This is a genomic window from Micromonospora sp. R77, assembly GCF_022747945.1.
In the GTDB taxonomy this organism is placed as follows: Bacteria; Actinomycetota; Actinomycetes; order Mycobacteriales; family Micromonosporaceae; genus Micromonospora.
The window spans coordinates 6940832-6960262 of the sequence record NZ_JALDST010000001.1 but is presented as its reverse complement, the minus strand read 5'-3'; the positions used below and the strand labels follow the sequence as shown (position 1 = coordinate 6960262).

Genomic DNA, 19431 nt, shown 5'->3' with positions numbered 1-19431 from the left:
CCATGACCAGCGTCCTCGTCGACCCCACCCTCACCGTCCCGCCGGCCGCGGCCCGGGACCTGCTCGACCGGCTGGCCGACGCGCCCGCCGACCGGATCGCCGTGGTCAGCGGCGACACCCGCCTCACCTTCGCCGAACTGCGGGACTCCGCCGCCCGGATCGCCCGCCGGCTCGCCGGCCACGGCGTCGGGCCGGAGACCGTGGTGGCGCTCTGCCTGCCTCGCGGCGTCGACCTGGTGGCCGCGATGTTCGGCACGCTGACCGCCGGGGCGGCGTACCTGCCGGTGGACCCGCGGCTGCCCGCCGAGCGGCGCCGCTACCTGGTCGACGACGCCCGCGCCGACCTGGTGGTCGTCGCCGACGCGACGGCCGAGCCGCTGGTCGGAGACGTACCCCAGGTGCCGGTGGCGGCGCTCGCCGCGCCGGACGACCGCCCGGCCGGCGGGTACCGGCCGGTGCCGGTCGGCCCGGACACCCTCGCGTACGTCATCTACACCTCCGGCTCCACCGGCCGGCCCAAGGGCGTCGAGGTCAGCCGGGGCGCGGTCGCCGCGTTCCTGGCCGAGCTGGAGTCCACCGGCATCGTCCGCGCGGACGCCGGCACGGTCGGCTGGAACGCCTCGCCCTCCTTCGACGCCTCCGTGCAGCAGTGGGTACGGATCTGCCGCGGCGACACCGTCGTGCTGCTGGACGAGCAGACCCGCACCGACCCGGCACTGCTCGGCGCGCTGGTGGAACGGGCCGCGCTGACCGACCTGGACATCACCCCGTCGCACGCCGAGCCGCTGCTGGAACACCTCGCCGCGTCGAGCCGGGGTGCCGAGGGACGGCCGCTGACCCTGCTCGTCGGCGGCGAGGCGATCAGCCCGTCGCTGTGGGACCGGCTCGCCGCCCTGGTGGAGTCCGGGGTGCTCCGCGCGGTCAACGTGTACGGCCCCACCGAGTGCGTCGTGGACGCCACCGCCGGCTGGATCACCGGCGACCGGCCGCCGCACATCGGCACCGTCCTGCCCGGACTCGACCTGCGACTGCTCGACGACGCCCTGCGCCCGGTCGCCGCCGGGGAACCGGGCGAGCTCTACCTGGCCGGCTCCCGGGTCGCCCGGGGCTACCGTCGCCGCCCCGGCCTGACCGCGGAACGCTTCGTCGCCGACCCGGAATCCGTCGACGGGGCGCGGATGTACCGCACCGGTGACCGTTGCCGGCAGCTGCCCGACGGCCGGCTGGAGTTCCTCGGCCGGGTCGACGGCCAGGTGAAGGTGCGCGGCCACCGGATCGAACTGGGCGAGATCGAGGCGGTGCTGGCCGGCCACCCGGCGGTGGCCGAGGTGGCCGTGGTGGTCCGCGAGGACCAGGGCGAGCCGATGCTGGTCGCCTACCACCGGGCCACCGGGCCGGTCGACCCGGCGACGCTGCGGGACCGGGCGGCGGACAGCCTGCCGGCGTACATGGTGCCCGCCGCGTTCGTCGCGCTGGAGAAGTTCCCGCTGACCAACAGCGGCAAGCTGGACCGGGCGGCGCTGCCCGCCCCCACCGCCGCCCCCCAGGCCGCCACGCCGGTGGGGGAGCGACCCACCGGCCGGGTCGAGGAGCTGATCGCCACGGTCTGGTCGCAGGTGCTCGGCGCGCCGTCGATCAGCGCCGACGACAACTTCTTCAAGCTGGGCGGCCACTCGCTGCTGGCGATCAAGCTGGTCTCCCGGGTCCGCGCCGAGCTGGGGCTGAGCCTGCCCGTCAAGACGGTGTACGAGAACCCGAAGCTGCGGGACCTGGCCCGGGCCATCGACGCCCGACTCGCGTCGGCCTGACCTGCCCGTACCACCGGCGTGCGAGCCGCCCCGTCGGCGGCTCGCACGTCGACCCCTATGGACACCGATTTCGTGGATTCCACGGCGCCGACCGACGGTCAGTCGTGGTCGAGCAGGAGGAGTTTCCGTGATCCCGTTGTCGTACGCGCAACGCCGGTTGTGGTTCCTGAACCGGCTGGAGGGGCCCTCGTCGACGTACAACGCGCCGGTGGTGCTGGCCCTGGCCGGGGTGCCGGACCTGGCGGCGCTGGGCGCGGCCCTCGCCGACCTGGTGCACCGGCACGAGGTGCTGCGCACCGTCTTCCCGTCGGTGGACGGCGAGCCCGTCCAGCACGTGCTGACCGAAACCGCCGTGGAGGTGTCGGTCCGCGACTGCGGGCCCGACCAGGTCGACGAGCTGGTGGCCGAGTTCACCGCCGGCACCTTCGACATCGCCGGGCAGCCGCCGCTGCGGGTCCGGCTGCTGGTGACCGGCCCGGACCGGTCGGTGCTGGTGCTGCTGCTGCACCACGTCGCCACCGACGGCGCGTCCACCGGTCCGCTGCTGCGTGACCTCTCCGCGGCGTACGCGGCCCGGGTGGCCCGGACCGCGCCGGACTGGGAGCCGCTGCCGGTGCAGTACGCCGACTACACCCTCTGGCAGCAGGAGCTGCTGGGGGAGGAGTCCGACCCGGACAGCCTGCTGAGCACCCAGCTCGCCTGGTGGCGGCAGACCCTCGCCGACCTGCCGCCGGTGCTGGACCTGCCGCTGGACCGGCCGCGTACCGCCGAGGCGACCCGGCGCGGCGGCACCGTCACCGGCTGGCTGGACGCCGACAGCCACCGGCGCCTCGCCGACCTGGCCCGTACCCGGCGGGCCAGCATGTTCATGGTGCTCCAGGCGGGGCTGGCGGCCACCCTGACCCGGCTGGGCGCCGGGACGGACGTGCCGATCGGCGCGCCGGTCGCCGGCCGGCCCGACGAGGCGCTGCACGACCTGGTGGGCTTCTTCGTCAACACGGTGGTGCTGCGGACCGACGTCTCCGGGGATCCGGCCTTCGCGGAGCTGGTGGCGCGGGTGCGGGACGCCGACCTGGCCGCGTACGCGCACGAGGAGGTGCCGTTCGACCTGGTGGTGGAGCGGCTCAACCCGGACCGGTCGCTGGGCCACCACCCGTTCTTCCAGGTGATGCTGACGGTCGACACGGCCCCGCCGGCCGGGCTGCGCCTCGGCGACCTGCCCGCCACCGTCCGACCCGCCACCCTGGAGGCCGCCAAGTTCGACCTGACCGTCTTCGGCACCGAGGTCCGCGACGACGACGGGACGCCCGCCGGGGTGGAGGTGTGGTTCCAGTACGCGGCGGACCTCTTCGACGAGGCCACCGCGCGGCTGCTGCTGGAGGTCTACCTGCGCCTGCTGCGGGCCGTCGCCGCCGACCCGGCCAGCCCGGTCGGCACCCTCGACGTGCTCACCGACGCCGAGCGCACCGGCCTGGCCGAGCGCCGCGCCCGGCTGGTGACCGCCCCGACCGTCGACGCGGCGACCCCGCAGGCCGACGGGCCGCTCAGTGCGCGGGAGGAGATCCTCTGCGGTCTCTTCGCCGCCGCGCTCGGCACCGACCGGATCGGCCGGCACGACAACTTCTTCCGCTCCGGCGGCCACTCGCTGCTCGCCACGAAACTGGTCAACCGGGTCCGCGCGGTGCTCGGCGTCGAGGTCGGCCTGCGGGACTTCTTCCTCGACCCGACCGTCGCCGGGCTGGACCGCCGCATTGGCGCGCTGACCGGCACCGGGGCCCGGGCGCCGCTCACCCCGGCCCACCGGCCGGACCTGGTGCCCCTGTCGTACGCCCAGCGCCGGCTGTGGTTCCTCACCGAGATGGACGGCGCCGACCGGATCTACAACATCCCGGTGGTGCTGCGACTGGACCGGCCCCTCGAACCGGCGGCGCTCACCGCGGCGGCGCGCGACGTGACCGACCGGCACGAGGTGCTGCGCACCGTGTACGCGGCCGTCGACGGCGAGCCGTTCCAGGTCGTCCTGGAGCGCGCCGAACCGACCGTCACGGTCCTGGACGTGCCGGCCGCCGAGCTGTCCCGGGTGGTCGACGCGGCCACCGGCCACGTCTTCGACCTGGCGGTGGAGATCCCGTTCCGGCTGTGGCTGCTGCGGCTGGACGACGGCGGTCAGGTGCTGGTGGTGCTGGTGCACCACATCGCCGGCGACGGCTGGTCGACCGGCCCGCTGCTGCGCGACCTCGCGGTGGCGTACCAGGCCCGGCTCACCGGGACCGCCCCCGACTGGGCGCCGCTGCCGGTGCAGTACGCCGACTACACCCTCTGGCAGCGGGAGACCCTGGGCGCGGCCGACGACCCGGACAGCCCGCTGGGCCGGCAGCTCGCCCACTGGCGGGCCGCGCTGGACGGCGTCCCCGAGGTGCTGGAGCTGCCGGTCGACCGGCCCCGCCCGGCGGTCGCCAGCCACCGGGGCGACGTGGTGCCGTTCGGGTTGGACGCGCGTACGCACGAGGCGGTGCTGCGGGTGGCGCGGGACACCGGGGCGACGGTGTTCATGGTGCTGCAGGCGGCCCTGGCGGCGTTGTTGTCGCGGTTGGGTGCGGGTACCGACATTCCGATCGGGACGGTGATCGCCGGTCGCGGTGACGAGGCGCTGGACGACCTGGTCGGGTTCTTCGTCAACACGCTGGTGCTGCGGACCGACGTGTCCGGTGATCCGACGTTCGCCGAGCTCGTGGCGCGGGTGCGGGACACCGACCTGGCCGCGTACGACCACCAGGACCTGCCCTTCGAACGCCTGGTGGAGGAGCTGAATCCGAACCGGTCCACCGCCCACCACCCGCTGATCCAGGTCACCCTGGTGCTGCAGAACACCGGCGCGGCGCAGCCCTCCCGGACCGCGCTGGCCGGCGTGGACGTGCCGTTCGACACCGGCACCGCCAAGTTCGACCTGACCCTGGCCGTCCGCGAGGACCACGACGGGACCACCCCGCGCGGCATCCGCGGCGTGCTGGAGTACGCCACCGACCTGTTCGACCGGGCCAGCGCCGAGCTGATCGCCGACCGGCTCGGCCGGCTGCTGCGGGCCGTCACCGCCGACCCCGGCACCCCCGTCGGCGACCTCGACCTGTTCACTCCCGCCGAGCACCGGCGGAACACCGGCGGCCACGGGGAGTACCCCGCGGTCGGGCTCGCCGACCTCGTCGCCGCCCACGCCGCCGCCACCCCGGCCGCCGTCGCCGTGGCCGTCGGGTCGCGGCGGATCACGTACGCCGAACTGGACGCCGACGCGAACCGCCTGGCCCGGCACCTGACCGCGTCCGGCGTGCGCCGGGGAGACGTGGTCGGGGTGCTGCTGGCACCCGGACCGGCGCTGCCGGTGGCCGTCCTCGCCGCGCTGCGGGCGGGTGCGGCGTACCTGCCGCTCGACCCGGCGCTGCCCGACGGGGCGCTGGCCGCCCGCGCCGCCACCGTCACCCTGGCCGCCCTGCTCACCGACACCGCGCAGGCCACCCGGCTGGCCGGACGGCCCCGCACCCTGCTGGTCGACGCCGACGACTGGCGGGACCGGCCCGCCGACCCGCCGGCCGTGCCGGGCCACCCCGGCGACGCGGCCGTGGTGCTGGTCGGCGACGACGGACGGGCGGTGCCGCACCCGCACCGGGCGCTCGTCGACGCCGTCGTCCGGGCCGGGTCGGACACCGGCGCCGACGAGGTGTGGCTGGCGTGGGCGCCGTTGTCCACCGGCGACTTCGTGGCGTCGTTCTGGGCCGCGCTGACCACCGGGGCCCGCTGCGTGCTGCCGGAGCGGGTCCCGCCGGCCCCCGCCGCGCTGGCCGCCCTCGTCGCCGCGCAGGGTGTCACCGCCCTGGCCCTGCCGGCCGCGTTCCTCGCGCTGCTCGCCGACGAGCACCCGGGGGTCTTCGCCGGGCTGCGGCAGGTGGTCACCGGCGGCGAGCCGCCGTCGGTCACCCACCTCGCCGAGGTCCGCCGCCGGCACCCCGGGCTGCGGCTGGTGCACGCGTACGGGGTGTGGAGGCGGGGCCGTGGGCGCTCACCCATCCGGTCGACGCGCCGCCCACCGGCCCGACCGTGCCGGTCGCCGGGGACGGTCACCGCTGCCACGTCCTGGACGAGCGGCTGCGGCCGGTGCCCACCGGCGTCCCCGGCGAGCTCTACCTGTGCGGCACCGGCCCGGCCGAGGGCCGGCCCGGTGGCACCGCCGCCCGGCTCGTCGTCGACCCGTGCGACCCGACCGGCGGGTGGATGCTGCGCACCGGCGACCGGGCGAGCTGGGCCCCGGACGGCACCCTGCGGGTGCACGGTCCGGTGGACCCGCCGCGCCTGCACGGCGTACCCGTGGATCCGCAGCGGGTGGCCGCGACGCTCACCGCGCACCCGGCGGTCCGGCGGGCCGCGGTGGTCGTCCGCGCCGACACCCCGGGCGGGCCCGCCGGCGAGCGGCTGGTCGGATACGTGGTCCGGCCCCGGCGCGGCGGTCGCCGTGGCCGAGCTGCGCCGGCACGCCGCGCAGACCCTGCCGGAGCACCTGGTGCCGGCGGACCTCGTGGTGCTGGCGACGCTGCCGCTCACCCCGGACGGCCGGCTCGACCGGGCCGCCCTGCCCGCCCCGGCGGACGCGACCGCCGCCGCCCGGGACCCGCGCGAGTCCCGGCTGCGGGAACTCTTCTCCGAGGTGCTCGACGGGCGGCCGGTCGACCCGCACGACAACTTCTTCCGGATCGGCGGGCACTCGCTGCTCGCCGTGCGGCTGGTCAACCGGATCCGCGCCGCCCTGTCGGTGGAGGTCACCATCCGGGACGTGTTCCAGGCCCCGTCGGTGGCCGCGCTCGCCGAGCGCCTCGCCGCGAGTGCCGCGAGCGCCGCGCCCGCCCGGCCCACGCTGCGCCGCCGCGCCGCGCCGGCGCCCGGTAACACCGCCGCGGGGCGGGACCATCCTGCCTCGCCGACTGCCGCTGCCCCGGCGGCGCGCTGACTAGCCTGAGGTCAGCGCGCCGCCGGGGCAGGTCATCCGGCGACCGCCCCCACCGACCGCCGACGGCCGGCGCCCCGGCACCAGATCCGTCCACAAGGGACGGCACCGGTACCCACCCGAACCCTGCAGGAGGAAGTTCGATGCCTTCGATCGACCACGCCGGGCCAGCGACCGACCCCCGGTCGGACCGGGACGGCCGGCGGCCCGACGCGATCCTCGACGGCGAGCCGCTCGCCGGGCCGGTCGTCCCGGTGACGACGGCGTTCGCCGACCGGGTCGCCGCCGCCCCGGACCGCCCCGCCCTGACCGCCGGGCCGACCACCCTCAGCTATGCCGAGCTGGACGCGGCCGTCGCGCGACGGGCCACCCGGCTGGCCGCCGAGGGTGCCGGACCGGGCCGGCTGGTGACGGTCTGCCGGGCCCGGGGCGTGGACGCGATCGTGGCGATCCTGGCGGTGCTGCGCACCGGGGCCGCGTACCTGCCGCTGGACCCGGGGGCGCCAGCCGCCCGCAACGAGGCGATCCTCGCCGACGCCGGGGCCGGCGCGCCGCCCACCCTGGCCGAGGTGATCGACCGGGGCGAGGTGGTGCTCGGCGCCGCGACCGTGCCGGTCGACACCGCGTACGTCATCTACACCTCCGGCTCCACCGGCACCCCCAACGGGGTGCTGGTCGGCCGGGCGGCGCTGGCCCACTTCGTGGCCGGGGCCACCCGCCGCTACGACGTCGGCGCCGACGACCGGGTGCTCCAGTTCGCCCCGCTGCACTTCGACGCCAGCGTCGAGGAGATCTTCGTGACGCTCTGCGCCGGCGGCACCCTGGTGCTGCGCGGCGACGACATGCTGGACGTGCCGGCGCTGCTGGCCGGCTGCGCCCGGTACGGCATCACCGTGCTGGACCTGCCCACCGCGTACTGGCACGAACTGGCGTACGCGCTTTCCACCGGGGTGGTCACGCTGCCGCCGACGCTGCGCACCGTGGTCATCGGCGGGGAGGCGGCACTGCCCGAGCGGGTGGCCCGCTGGCGGTCGGCCGTCGGCGACGCCGTCCGGCTGCTCAACACCTACGGGCCGACCGAGGCCACGGTGGTGGCGACCGTCGCCGACCTGTCCCGCCACGACGGTGGCGAGGTGCCGATCGGGCTGCCGCTGCCGGGGGTGCGGGCGGCCCTCGTCGACGGCGAGCTGTGGCTGCTCGGCGGGGGTCTGGCCGACGGCTACCTGGGTCGTGCCGAGCTGACCGCCCGCCGGTTCACCACCCTCGACGGGGCGCCGGCGTACCGCACCGGCGACCGGGTCCGGGTCCGTCCCGACGGGCAGCTCGGCTACCTCGGCCGGTTCGACGACGAAGTCAAGATCAACGGGCACCGGATCGACCCGGCCGCGGTGGAGTCGGTGCTGCTGGGCCACCCCGAGGTGCGGGAGACCGCCGTCGTCGCCCAGGAACTCGCCGACGGGGTCAAGCGGCTCGTCGCGTACGTCGTCGGCCCGGTCACCGCCGAGGACGTCCGGGCGTACCTGGCGGAACGGCTCCCCGCCGCGGCCGTGCCCGGCGTGGTCAGCCCGGTACGCGCGCTGCCGCGCAGCAGCACCGGCAAGATCGACCGGTCGTTGCTGCGCACCATGTCCCCGACCCGGGCCGGCGGTACGCCCGAGCCGGAGCTGCCCGACTACCGCCCCGAGCCCGGCGAGGAACTGGTCCCGCTCTCCTACGCGCAGCGCCGGCTGTGGTTCCTCAACCGCCTCGAAGGACCGTCCGCCACCTACAACGTCCCGGTCGTGCTCGACCTGGCCGGCGTGCCGGACCGGACGGCGCTGGCCGCCGCCGTGGCCGACGTGACCGACCGGCACGAGGTGCTGCGCACCGTCTATCCCTCCGTCGACGGCGAACCCGTGCAGCGGGTCCTCGCCGCGCCCGGCGACGGCCTCTCGGTGGTCGAGTGCCCCGCCGACCAGGTCGACGCGGCGGTGGCCGGCTTCGCCGCCGGCACCTTCGACATCGCCACCCAGCCGCCGCTGCGGGTCCGCCTGGTCGTGGCCGGTCCGGACCGCTCGGTGCTGGTGCTGCTGCTGCACCACGTCGCCACCGACGGCTGGTCGATGGCACCGCTGCTGCGCGACCTGGCCACCGCCTACCAGGCCCGCCTCGGCGGGGCCGCCCCCGACTGGGAGCCGCTGCCCGTCCAGTACGCCGACTACACCCTCTGGCAGCAGGAGTTGCTCGGCGACGTCGACGACCCGACCAGCCTGCTCGCCCGGCAGCTCGCCTGGTGGCGGGACACCCTCGCCGACACCCCGGCCGTGCTCGACCTGCCGCTGGACCGGCCCCGCCCCACCGAGCCCAGCCACCGGGGCGCCTCGATCCGGGCGCTGCTCGACGCCGACACCCACCGCCGGCTGCGCCGGCTCGGCGAGGAGCGACAGGCCAGCCCGTTCATGCTCTTCCACGCCGCGCTCGCGGCCACCCTCACCCGGCTCGGTGCCGGGACGGACGTGCCGATCGGCACCCCCGTCGCCGGCCGCTCCGACGAGGCGCTGCACGACCTGGTCGGCTTCTTCGTCAACACCGTCGTGCTGCGCACCGACCTGTCGGACGACCCGGCCTTCGCCGACCTGGTGGCGCGGGTGCGCGACGCCGACCTGGCCGCGTACGCCCACGAGGAGGTGCCGTTCGACCTGGTGGTGGAGCGGCTCAACCCGGCCCGGTCGCTGGGCCACCACCCGTTCTTCCAGGTGATGCTGACCGTCGACACCGCCGTGCCGGACGAGCTGCGGATCTTCGACCTGGACGGGCGGATCGCCCCCGCCGGCCTGGACACCGCCAAGTTCGACCTCAGCGTCTCCTGCGTGGCCGCGCCCGACGGCGGCGACGTCGAGATCTGGCTCCAGTACGCGGCCGACCTCTTCGACGAGCCGACCGCGCGGTTGCTGCTGGAGGTCTACCTGCGGCTGCTGCGGGCCGTCGCCGCCGACCCCGCCACCCCGGTCGGTGCCCTCGACGTGCTCAGCGATGCCGAACGGGAGAGCCTCGACGCCCGGCGCGCGACCGCCCGTACCCGAACCGGCACCGCCGTGGCGGTGACCGGCGGGCGCGCCGGCTCGCCCCGGACCGAGATCCTGCGCGGGCTCTTCGCCGAGGTGCTGAGCCTGCCCACGGTGGCCGCCGCCGACGACTTCTTCGCCCTCGGCGGGCACTCCATGCTCGCCGTCCGGCTGGTCAACCGGATCCGCTCGGTGCTCGGCGCCGAGGTCGGCATCCGGGACCTCTTCCTCGCCCCCACCCCCGCCACGCTGGACCGCCGGATCGGCGAGCTGACCACCGCCGCCCGACCCGCCCTCGCCCCGGCCGCCACCGCCGAGCGGGTGCCGCTCTCCTACGCGCAGCGCCGGCTGTGGTTCCTCGACGAACTCGGCGGCCCGAGCGCGGTCTACAACCTCCCCGTCGCGCTGCGGCTGGACCGGCACCTCGACCCGGCCGTGCTGGCCGTGGCGCTCGCCGACGTGGCCGACCGGCACGAGGTGCTGCGCACCGTCTACCGGGTGGTCGACGGCGAGCCCTGCCAGGTGGTCCTGGATGGCGTACGCCCCGAGCTGACCGTGCGGGACGTCCCCGCCGACGACCTCCCCGGGGCGGTCGACGCGGCGGCCGGGCACGTCTTCGACCTGGCAATGGAGATCCCGTTCCGGGTGTGGCTGCTGCGGGTGGACGACGGTGGCCAGGTGCTGGTGGTGCTGGTGCACCACATCGCCGGCGACGGCTGGTCGACCGGCCCGCTGCTGCGCGACCTGGCGATCGCGTACGCCTCCCGCGACGCGGGCCACGCCCCCGACTGGGCGCCGCTGCCCGTGCAGTACGCCGACTACACGCTCTGGCAGCAGGACCTGCTCGGTGACCCGACCGACCCGGCCAGCCTGCTGGCCCGGCAACTCGACTTCTGGCGGACCGCCCTGGCCGGCGCGCCGCAGGTCCTGGAGCTGCCCGCCGACCGTCCCCGCCCCGCCGAGGCCACCCACCGGGGCGACCTGGTGCCGTTCGCGCTGGACGCCCGGACGCACGAGGCGGTGCTGCGGGTGGCCCGGGACACCGGGGCGACGGTGTTCATGGTCCTCCAGGCGGCACTGGCGGCGCTGCTGTCCCGCCTGGGTGCGGGCACCGACATTCCGATCGGGACGGTCATCGCCGGTCGCGGTGACGAGGCGCTGGACGACCTGGTCGGGTTCTTCGTGAACACGCTGGTGCTGCGGACCGACGTCTCCGGCGATCCGACCTTCGCGGACCTGGTGGCCCGGGTGCGGGACGCCGACCTGGCCGCGTACGACCACCAGGACCTGCCCTTCGAACGCCTGGTGGAGGAGCTGAATCCGACCCGATCCACTGCCCACCACCCGCTCGTGCAGGTCATGCTGGTGCTCCAGAACGCGACCGGCGGGGAGGCCGCACCCGACGCCGTGCTGGCCGGCGAGGAGCTGTCGTTCCGGGCCGGGGTGGCGAAGTTCGACCTGACCCTCGCCGTGCAGGAACAGCACGACCCGAACGGCGTCCCCGTCGGCATCACCGGCGCCGTCGAGTACGCCACCGACCTCTTCGACCCGCCCACGGTCACCCGGCTCGCCGCCACCCTCGCCCGGTTGCTCGCCGCCGTCACCGCCCACCCCGACACCCCCGTGCGCGACGTCGACCTGCTCACCGCCGACGAGCGTCACGAGCTGCTGCACACCTTCAACGACACCACCCGCCCCGCACCCGACCTGCGGGTCACCGAGGCGTTCGACCGACAGGCCGCCGCCCACCCGGACCGGGTCGCCCTGGTGCACGGCACCGGGCGGATGACGTACGCCCAGCTCGACGCGGCGGCCAATCGGCTCGCCCGGCACCTGGTCGACCTCGGCGTGCGGCGCGGCGACACCGTCGGCGTACTGCTGGAACGCGGCCTCACCATGGCCGTCGCGCTGCTCGCCGCCCTGCGGGCCGGTGCCGCGTACGCGCTGCTCGACCCGGAGTTCCCGGACGCCCGGCTGGCCGACCTGACCGCGGACGCCGCGGTGGCCGCGCTGGTCAGCGACCGCACGCTGGTGGACCGGCTCGGCGCCGCCCGACCCGACCGCACCGTGCTGCTCGACGAGGCCGCCGCCACCCTGGACCGGCTCTCCGCCGACCCCCTCGACCTGCCCGGCGATCCCGGCGACCCGGCCTGCGTCATGTTCACCTCCGGCTCCACCGGACGGCCCAAGGGGGCGCTGTCGGCGCACCGGGCCATCGTCGGCACCGTCACCGGGCAGGACTTCGTCGACTTCGGACCGGACCAGGTGTGGTTGCAGGCGGCGCCGGTCTCCTGGGACGCGTTCGCGCTGGAGTTCTGGGGGGCGCTGCTGAACGGTGCGACCTGCGTGCTCCAGCCCGGCCAGCGGCCCGAACCGGCCCGGATCGCCGAGCTGGTCGCCGCGCACGACGTCACCACCCTGTGGCTGTCGGCCGGCCTGTTCAACCTGATGCTCGACGAGCACCCCGACGCCCTCGCCGCCGTCCGGCAGGTGGTCACCGGCGGCGAGGCCCCCTCGGTGGAACACCTGGCCCGGGCCCGCCGTCGCTTCCCCCACCTGCGCCTGGTGCACGGGTACGGCCCGGTGGAGAGCATGATCTTCACCAACTGCCACCCGGTGGACAGCCCGCCCCGGACCGCCCCGGTCCCGGTGGGCGCCCCCCTGGCCAACCGCCGCTGCTACGTCCTCGACGACCGGTTGTCGCCGGTGCCCGTCGGCGTCACCGGCGAGCTGTACGTCGCCGGCACCGGCCTGGCCGACGGCTACCTGCACCGGGCCGGGCTGACCGCCGCCGCGTTCGTCGCCGACCCGTTCGGCCCCGCCGGCGCCCGGATGTACCGCACCGGTGACCTGGCCCGGTGGACCCGCGCCGGCACCGTGGAGATCGTCGGCCGCGCCGACGACCAGGTGAAGATCCGCGGCTTCCGGATCGAGCCGGGGGAGGTCGCCGCCGTGCTCGCCCGCCGGCCCGGCGTCGGCGGCGTCACCGTCGTCGTCCGCGAGGACCGACCGGGGGACAAGCGGCTGGTGGCCTACCTGACGCCGGCCGACCCGGGAGGTGACCTCGCCGTGGCCGAGCTGCGCCAGGATGCGGCCGCGGCGCTGCCCGCACACCTGGTGCCGGCTGCGTTCGTGGTGCTGGACCGGCTGCCGCTGACCGCCAACGGCAAGGTCGACCGGGCCGCCCTGCCCGCCCCCGAATACGGCCCGACCACCGCGTACCGGGCCCCGCGCACCCCGGCCGAGCAGCTGATGTGCGACCTGTTCGGCGCGGTGCTCGGGGTGCCGAGGGTCGGCGTGGACGACGACTTCTTCGCCCTCGGCGGGCACTCCCTGCTCGCCGCGAAGCTGGTCAACCGGATCCGCGCCGTGCAGGGCACCCAGGTCGGCGTGCGGGACCTGTTCCAGGCGCCCACCCCGGCCGGGCTGGTCCGCCGGGTCGACGAGCTGGGCGGCGGCACCGTCCGGCCCGCGCTGGTGCCGGCCGCGCCGGCCGACCGGGTGCCGCTGTCGTACGCGCAGCACCGGCTCTGGTTCCTCGGCGAGCTGGACGGGCCCAGCGCGGTCTACAACATCCCGGTGGCGCTGCGGCTGGACCGGGACCTCGACCCGGAGGTGCTGGCCGCCGCGCTGGCCGACGTGGCCGGGCGGCACGAGGTGCTGCGGACGGTCTACCGGGCGGTCGACGGCGAGCCGTACCAGGTGGTCCTCGCCGACGGCCGGCCCGAGCTGACCGTGCGGGACCTGCCCGCCGACGAGCTGGCCCCGGCCATCGAGGCCGCCGCCGGGCACGTGTTCGACCTGGCCACCGAGGTCCCGCTGCGGGCCTGGCTGCTGCGGCCGGCCGGCGAGCGCCAGGCGCTGGTGGTGCTGGTGCACCACATCGCCGGGGACGGCTGGTCGATGGGACCGCTGCTGCGCGACCTGTCGACCGCCTACGAGGCGCGGGCGGCGGGCGGGGCGCCGGACTGGCCGCCGCTGCCCGTCCAGTACGTCGACTACACCCGCTGGCAGCGCACGCTGCTCGGCGACGCCGCCGACCCGGCCAGCCTGCTGGCCCGGCAGCTCGACTTCTGGCGGACCGCCCTGGCCGGCGCGCCGCAGGTGCTGGAGCTGCCCGCCGACCGGCCCCGCCCGGCGGTCGCCAGCCACCGGGGCGACGTGGTGCCGTTCACCGTCGACGCGGCGACCCACGCCGCGGTGCTGCGGGTCGCCCGCGCCACCGGGGCCACGCTGTTCATGGTGCTCCAGGCCGCCTTCGCGGTGCTGCTGTCCCGGCTCGGCGCCGGCCCGGACATCCCGGTCGGCACTGTGGTGGCCGGTCGCGGCGACGAGGCCCTGGACGACCTGGTCGGGTTCTTCGTCAACACCCTGGTGCTGCGCACCGACGTCGCCGGCAACCCCACCTTCGCCGACCTGGTCACCCGGGTCCGGGACGCCGACCTGGCCGCGTACGACCACCAGGACCTGCCCTTCGACCGCCTCGTCGAGGAGCTCAACCCGACCCGCTCGACCGCCCACCACCCGCTGTTCCAGGTGATGCTGCTGGTGCGCAACACCGCCGAGGTGGACCCGACCGGTTCGCCGTTCGCCGGCACCGAGATCCCCTTCGACCTCGGCACCGTCAAGTTCGACCTGACCCTGTCGGTCGGCGAACGGCAGGACGACACCGGTGCCCCGGCCGGCCTGGACGGTGTGCTGGAGTACGCCGCCGACCTGTTCGACCCGGGCACCGCCGCGCTGCTGGCCGACCGGCTGGCCCGGCTGCTCACCGCCGTCGCCACCGACCCGGCGCGGCGGATCGGCGACGTGGACCTGCTCGGCGCCGACGAGCGGCGGCGGCTGCTGGTCGACTACAACGACACGACCGTGCCGGCCACCCGGGGCGGGGTGCACGAGGCGTTCCAGGAGCAGGCCCGGCGCACCCCGGAGGCGATCGCGGTCACCTTCGGCGACCGGCGGCTCAGCTACGCCGAGCTGAACCGGCGGGCCAACGCGCTGGCCCGGCGACTCGTCGCGGCCGGCGTCCGACCACAGTCGACGGTCGGGGTGCTGATGCGGCGCGGCGTCGACCTGATCGTGGCCAGCCTCGCCGTGCTCAAGTGCGGGGCCGCGTACGTCCCGGTCGGCACCACCCTGCCGCCGGCCCGGGTCCGGACGGTGATGGCGGACTCGGCGGCCACCGTCCTGCTGGTCGACGCCGACGCGGCGGCCAACCCGGCGTTGCCCGACGAGCGGGCGCACGGCACCCTGGTCGTACCCTTCGACGGGCCGGCCGGCGACCGCGACGACGACCTGGACCTGCCGCTGGACGACCGGTCCCTGATGTACGTCATGTTCACCTCCGGCTCCACCGGCCGGCCCAAGGGCGTCGGGGTGACCCACCGCAACGTGCGGGAACTCGTCGCCGACCGGTGCTGGAACGCCGAGCACCACCGCCGGATGCTGGTGCACTCCAACTACGGCTTCGACTCCTCCACCTACGAGATCTGGGTGCCGCTGCTCACCGGCGGGGAACTGGTGATCGCCGAGGGGGAGGGCGCCGACCTGGGCGAGCTGGCCCGGACCATCAGCCGCCACGACGTGACCGCCGCCTACTTCACCATGGGCCTGTTCCACGTCATGGCCGACGAGGGCCTGGACACCCTGGCCCGGCTGAAGGAGGTGTGGACCGGCGGCGACGTCGCCTCCCCGGCGGCCGTACGGCGGGTGCTGGAGCACTGCCCCGACACGGTGCTGGTGCACAGCTACGGGCCCACCGAGGTCACCTTCGCCTCCCACTACCAGCGCTTCGGCACGCAGCGGCGGGAGTTCACCGGCGTCCACCTGGGTCGGCCGCTGGACAACACCCGGGCGTACGTGCTCGACGAGCGGCTGCACCCGGTGCCGCTGGGCGCCACCGGCGAGCTCTACCTGGCCGGCGACCAGGTGGCCCGCGGCTACCTGGGCCGGCCGGCGCTGACCGCCGAACGGTTCGTCGCCGACCCGTTCGACCCGGCCGGCGGCCGGATGTACCGCACCGGCGACCTGGTCGCCTGGACCGGCCGGGGCGAGCTGCGCTTCGTCGGCCGGGCCGACGGGCAGGTCAAGATCCGGGGCTTCCGGATCGAACCGGTCGAGGTGGAGGCCACCGTCGCCGCCCACGCGAGCGTCGGCCAGGTCGCCGTGGTCGTCCGCGAGGACCGGCCCGGGGACAAGCGCCTCGTCGCGTACGTGGTGCCGGTCGACGGCGCGACGGTGGACGAGGCCACCCTGCGGGCGGACGCCGCCCGGACCCTGCCCGGCTACATGGTCCCCTCGGCGGTGGTGCTGCTCGACAAGCTGCCGGTCACCGTCAACGGCAAGCTCGACCGCCGGGCGCTGCCCGCCCCCGCGCACGCCGGACCCGCCGGCCGGGCCCCGCGCACCCCGGACGAGCAGCAGCTGTGCCGCCTCTTCGCCGAGGTCCTCGGCGTCGACACGGTGGGCGTCGACGACAACTTCTTCGACCTCGGTGGGCACTCCCTGCTGGCCACCCGGCTGGTCAGCCGGATCCGCACCACCCTCGGCCGGGACCTCGGCGTCCGCGACCTGTTCCAGCACCCGACCGTCGCCGGGCTGCTCGGCGAGCCCACCGGCGGCGACGCGCTGGGCGTGCTGCTGCCGCTGCATCCCGAGGGCACCCGCCGGCCGCTGTTCTGCGTCCACCCCGGCGCCGGGATGAGCTGGTCGTACGCCGGTCTCGCCGCGCACCTCGGCCCCGACCAGCCGCTGTACGGCCTGCAGACCCGCGCGCTGAGCACCCCCGGCTACCGGGCGACCGGGGTCGAGGAGTTGGCCGAGGAGTACCTGACCGAGATCCGGCGGGTGCAGCCGCAGGGGCCCTACCGGCTGCTCGGCTGGTCCTTCGGCGGGGTGGTGGCACACGCCATGGCCGTCGCCCTGCAACGGGCCGGCGAGGAGGTGGAGCTGCTGGCCATGATGGACGCGTACCCGGTGTCCGCCGAGGACGCGGCGCGGCCCCGCGACGACCGGGAGACCATGCGGATGCTGGTCGGCGACGACGACGGCGAGGTCGACGACCTGCCGCCCGGCTTCCTCGACCGGTACGACCCGCACGCCGTGGTCGAGGTGCTCCGCCGCCGGGACCCGGTGCTGGCCGGCTTCACCGCCGACGAGGTGCACGCGCTGGTCCTGGCCGCGGTCAACCACGCCGAGATCATGGCGGCGTACCGGCCGGCGGTCTTCGCCGGTGACCTGCTGTTCTTCTCCGCCGGTCGGGCCGACTCCGCCGGCGTCACCTCGCCGAAACTGTGGGAGGAGCACATCGCCGGCACGCTGGAATGCCACGACATCGACACCACTCATCTGCGGATGACCGAAAGGGAACCACTCGCGGAAATCGGCGGCGTCCTCGCCGGGAAGCTGACCGAGATCGCGTGACGAACACGTCCGGAAACATCGAGAGAGGAAATTGACATGGCGAATCCGTTCGACGACGCAGACGGCACCTTCCTGGTCCTGACCAACGACGAGGGACAGCACTCCCTGTGGCCCGTCTTCGCGGCGGTGCCGGGCGGCTGGCAGACCGCTTTCGGCCCCGCCGGCCGGCAGGAGTGCCTCGACCACATCGAGGGCGCCTGGACCGACATCCGCCCCCGGAGCCTGGTCGCCCAGTACGCGTGAGCCCAGCTCAGGACGGCCCCCCGCGACATCGCGGGGGGCCGTCGTCGTGTGTGGACAGCGCCGCCCCGCGGCCCGCCGACTGCCCGCCTTCCTGCCTCTCCAACTACCGTTCGGCGGCCCCGGACGCCCCTAGATTCGACCTTGTGCAAAACGGAACCGCCGGATGCGCCCACCGCATCCGGAACGGGCGTCCCCACTGTCTGTTCGGAGAGCCTCGATGGCGCTGTCGCAAGGCCCAGGCACAGTCCTGTTGACCGGTACCGTCTCTGATTCCCACACCTGGAACCTGGTATTTCTCCAGCTCTTTCTGGAGGAGCAGGGCCGGACCGTGGTGAACCTCGGCCCGTGCGTGCCGGAGGAGCTGCTGGTGCGGCGCTGCCGCACCGACGCCCCCGACCTGGTGGTGATCAGCAGCGTCAACGGCCACGGCTACGCCGACGGTCTCGCCGCGATCACCCGGCTGCGCGCCGAGCCCGACCTGGCCGGCCTGCCGGTGGTCATCGGCGGCAAGCTCGGACTGGACGGGCGCGACGACGCCGACCGGGTGGCGCGGCTGCGCGCGGCCGGGTTCGACGCCGTCTTCGACGACGGTGACCTGCTCGCCTTCGAGCGGTTCCTGACCGCGCTGACGGTCGGCCCGTCGGCCGCTGCGGGGCGGACGGCATGACCGCGCCGACCGGGCGGCCGGCGAGCCCCTTCGGCCGGTTCGTCGCCGACGCCGCCGCCGCCGGGCGGCTGGTCGTACAGCCCCGGATGGGCTTCAGCGACCTGCGCCGGATGCGCGCCGGGCTGGAACGCACCAGGTTCGCCGCCGCCACCACGGTCGGCACGGTCACCATCGACAGCTACACCCGGGTCGGCGCGCACGACGCCGCCCACCGGGCGCTCACCGAGGGCGTCCCGCTCAACGGCTACCCGATCGTGGCGTACCCGGTGGCGACCACCCGCGCGCTGCTGGACGGGGTGCACGACGACTCCTTCCCGGTGCAGGTGCGGCACGGGTCGTCCCGGCCGGAGCCGATCATCCGGGCGCTGGCCGCCGCCGGACTGCACGCCACCGAGGGCGGCCCGGTCTCCTACTGCCTGCCGTACGGGCGCACCCCGCTGCGCGAGTCGGTGCGCAACTGGGCGCACGCCTGCGAGCTGCTGGCCGACCTGGTGCCGGGCACCGCGCACCTGGAGAGCTTCGGCGGCTGCCTGCTCGGCCAGCTCTGCCCGCCCGGGCTGCTGGTGGCGATCAGCCTGCTGGAGGGCGTGTTCTTCGCCCGGCACGGCATCACCAGCGTCTCGCTCAGCTATGCCCAGCAGACCGACCCCGGGCAGGACCTCGAAGCCGTCCGCGCGCTGCGCCGGCTGGCCGCGGAGTTCCTGCCGGCGTCGGTGGACCGGCACGTGGTGCTCTACACCTACATGGGCGCCTTCCCGACGTCGCCGCGCGGCGCGCGCCGGCTGCTCGCGGCCTCCGCCGAACTGGCGGTCCGCGCCGGGGCGGAGCGGCTGATCGTCAAGACGGTCGCCGAGGCGCACCGGATCCCCACCGTGGAGGAGAACGTCCGGGCCCTGGAGACGGCCGCCGCGACGGCGGGCGTCACCGAGCCGTATGCCGGCCAGCCGGCCGACACCGGCGTGTACGCGGAGGCGCGGGCCCTGGTCGAGGCGGTGCTGGAGCTGCACGACGAGCCGGGCGAGGCGCTGCACGAGGCGTTCCGGCGCGGCTACCTCGACGTGCCGTACTGCCTGCACCCGGACAACGCCGGCCGGTCCCGCAGCTGGATCGACGACGCCGGCCGGCTGCGCTGGTCGGCGGTCGGCCGGATGCCGATCCCCACCACCCGACCGGCGACCGACCGGCCGGCGATGACTTCGACGCGACTGCTGTCCGCCCTGCACACCGTCGCGCGCAGGTACGACCAATGACACCGGG

At 75.7% G+C, this 19431-nt stretch carries 6 protein-coding genes; all 6 read left to right on the top strand.

Translation table 11 applies throughout. From position 1 onward, the window contains the following. The first annotated feature begins 2 nt into the window (after positions 1 to 2). The 6 genes from MRQ36_RS32085 to MRQ36_RS32060 all read left to right on the top strand — a co-directional run bounded on the left by MRQ36_RS32085 (position 3) and on the right by MRQ36_RS32060 (position 19424). Positions 3 to 1808 (top strand): non-ribosomal peptide synthetase, encoded by a 1806-nt coding sequence (locus MRQ36_RS32085; protein WP_242800574.1) that lies wholly within the window; start codon positions 3 to 5, stop codon positions 1806 to 1808. Positions 1809 to 1935: 127 nt separating this feature from the next. Next, positions 1936 to 6801: a condensation domain-containing protein gene (locus MRQ36_RS32080; RefSeq protein WP_242800572.1), complete on the top strand. Its 4866-nt coding sequence runs from the start codon at positions 1936 to 1938 to the stop codon at positions 6799 to 6801. 140 nt (positions 6802 to 6941) lie between these two features. Beyond that, positions 6942 to 17264, top strand: a complete 10323-nt coding sequence (locus MRQ36_RS32075; protein WP_242800570.1) for a non-ribosomal peptide synthetase — start codon at positions 6942 to 6944, stop codon at positions 17262 to 17264. Between the two features lie 36 nt (positions 17265 to 17300). After that, positions 17301 to 17507: an MbtH family protein gene (locus MRQ36_RS32070; protein ID WP_242800568.1), complete on the top strand. Its 207-nt coding sequence runs from the start codon at positions 17301 to 17303 to the stop codon at positions 17505 to 17507. 250 nt (positions 17508 to 17757) lie between these two features. Further along, on the top strand, positions 17758 to 18174 hold the full coding sequence (locus tag MRQ36_RS32065; protein WP_242800566.1) for a cobalamin B12-binding domain-containing protein: 417 nt from the start codon (positions 17758 to 17760) through the stop codon (positions 18172 to 18174). After that, positions 18171 to 19424, top strand: coding sequence for a methylaspartate mutase (locus MRQ36_RS32060; RefSeq protein ID WP_242800564.1), 1254 nt, complete (start codon positions 18171 to 18173; stop codon positions 19422 to 19424). The genes MRQ36_RS32065 and MRQ36_RS32060 overlap by 4 nt, the downstream gene beginning before the upstream one ends. Positions 19425 to 19431 lie beyond the last annotated feature (7 nt).